Origin of the sequence: Nocardia sp. NPDC060220, assembly GCF_042727815.1 — a bacterium.
In the GTDB taxonomy this organism is placed as follows: domain Bacteria; phylum Actinomycetota; class Actinomycetes; order Mycobacteriales; family Mycobacteriaceae; genus Nocardia.
The window spans coordinates 1-2,165 of sequence record NZ_JBHWZY010001032.1 but is presented as its reverse complement, the minus strand read 5'-3'; the positions used below and the strand labels follow the sequence as shown (position 1 = coordinate 2,165).

Genomic DNA, 2,165 nt, shown 5'->3' with positions numbered 1-2,165 from the left:
GGGTGGACCGTCTGTCCGCCCTCATCGGCGCTTGTCGCGTTTGTCTCACTACCGTTCAGCGCGGCGGTCGGTGGTCTGGGCGGCCGGTTCGGGCAGGCCGTGTTACTACCGTAGAGACCCGCTGGGTGACGGCGGTGGAGGTCGGCCGCAGCCGGTGAGGTGCCCCTCACAGGGCGCCCGGTTACCTTGCGCGACTAAGCTCGGCATCAACAACCCAGGTCGATCCGCGAAACGTACGAAAGAAGGCAGCCGAACGTGACCAGCACAATCGGATTGGGGATGCCCGCCGCTCCCGCTGCTGTTCTCGCACCCCGGCGCAAGACCCGCCAGCTGATGGTCGGCAATGTCGGCGTCGGTAGCGATTCGCCGATCTCGGTGCAGTCGATGACCACCACCAAGACCCACGACATCAACGCCACGCTGCAGCAGATCGCCGAGCTCACCGCCTCGGGCTGCGACATCGTGCGGGTGGCCTGTCCGCGCCAGGAAGACGCCGACGCGCTCGCCACGATCGCGAAGAAGTCGCAGATCCCGGTGATCGCCGACATCCACTTCCAGCCGCGCTACATCTTCGCCGCCATCGACGCGGGCTGCGCCGCGGTGCGCGTCAACCCGGGCAACATCAAGGAATTCGACGGCCGCGTCGGCGAGGTGGCCAAGGCCGCGGGCGCCGCGGGCATCCCGATCCGCATCGGCGTCAACGCCGGTTCGCTGGACAAGCGGATGCTGGAGAAGTACGGCAAGGCCACCCCCGAAGCGCTGGTCGAGTCGGCGCTGTGGGAGGCGAGCCTGTTCGAGGAGCACGGCTTCGGCGACATCAAGATCTCGGTCAAGCACAACGACCCGGTGATCATGGTCGAGGCCTACCGCCAGCTCGCCGCGCAGAGCGACTACCCGCTGCACCTCGGCGTCACCGAAGCGGGCCCGGCGTTCCAGGGCACGATCAAGTCCGCGGTGGCCTTCGGCGCGCTGCTCAGCGAGGGCATCGGCGACACGATCCGCGTGTCGCTCTCGGCCCCGCCCGCCGAGGAGATCAAGGTCGGCAGCCAGATCCTGCAGTCGCTGAACCTGCGCCCGCGCAAGCTCGAGATCGTGTCCTGCCCATCGTGCGGACGCGCTCAGGTGGACGTGTACACCCTGGCCGACGCGGTCGCCGCCGGCCTGGACGGCCTGGAGGTGCCGCTGCGCGTCGCGGTGATGGGCTGTGTCGTGAACGGGCCCGGCGAGGCCCGCGAAGCCGACCTCGGTGTCGCCTCCGGTAACGGCAAGGGGCAGATCTTCGTCAAGGGTGAGGTCATCAAGACCGTGCCCGAGCATTTGATCGTGGAGACCCTGATCGAAGAGGCGATGCGCATCGCCGAACAGATGGACGCGGAGCCGGGCACGGAGCCCGTTGTCTCTGTGAGCTGAACCGGCCTCCGCACAGTCATCCGCCGGATTCGGCGGACCCGTACCGCTCGGCGTGCTTTCGTGGCAGGCTTGTGCCGTGCGGAGTCTGCTGGAGCCGACGCGACGGTCCAAAACCGCTCCCGCGCGCCCGGTGGCCGTGCGAGATGTCGGTGAGGTGCTGCGCGTCCTCGACGCCGACCCGGTGGCGTCGTGCATGATCGCGGCCCGGGTGCAGGAATTCGGGATCGACTCCCGGACCGGTGCCGGTGAGCTGTGGAGCCGCGGCGGACCGGCCGACTCCCTGTGTTTCTCCGGCGCCAATCTGGTGCCGCTGCGCGGTGACCAGCAGGCATTGCGCGCGTTCGCCGATCGGGCAGGCCGCTGGCCGCGGGTGTGTTCCTCGGTGGTCGGCAGGCAGGAACTCGCACTCCCGCTGTGGGAGATGCTGCTCCCGGCCTGGGGCCCGGCCAGGGAACTGCGCGCCGATCAGCCCCTGCTGGCACTGGCCAGGCCGGCCGCCGCGCGCGCCGACGGGGGAGTGCGCCGCGTGCGGCCCGACGAGATCGACCGCTATTTGACCGCCGCGATCGCGATGTTCATCGAAGAGGTCGGCATCGACCCGCGCACGGGCGACGGTGGGCGCGGCTATCGGAGGCGGATCAAGAATCTCATCGAATCCGGTAGGGCCTGGGCACGTTTCGAGGACGGTGAGGTCGTCTACAAGGCCGAGATCGGCGCGCTGTCGCGGCGCACCGGCCAGATCCAAGGCGTGTGGG

Annotated in this window: 2 protein-coding genes; both read left to right on the top strand. The window is 69.1% G+C overall.

Annotated elements, in window-relative coordinates; genetic code table 11:
- The first annotated feature begins 255 nt into the window (after nt 1-255).
- Nucleotides 256-1,410 carry a flavodoxin-dependent (E)-4-hydroxy-3-methylbut-2-enyl-diphosphate synthase gene (ispG, locus tag ACFWF3_RS33260; protein ID WP_378992220.1) on the top strand — a complete coding sequence of 385 codons (1,155 nt, stop codon included), beginning with the start codon at nt 256-258 and terminating at the stop codon, nt 1,408-1,410.
- Nucleotides 1,411-1,495: 85 nt separating this feature from the next.
- Nucleotides 1,496-2,165 (top strand): DUF4081 domain-containing protein (locus ACFWF3_RS33255; RefSeq protein ID WP_379317898.1); only part of this gene is annotated, 670 nt, incomplete at its 3' end.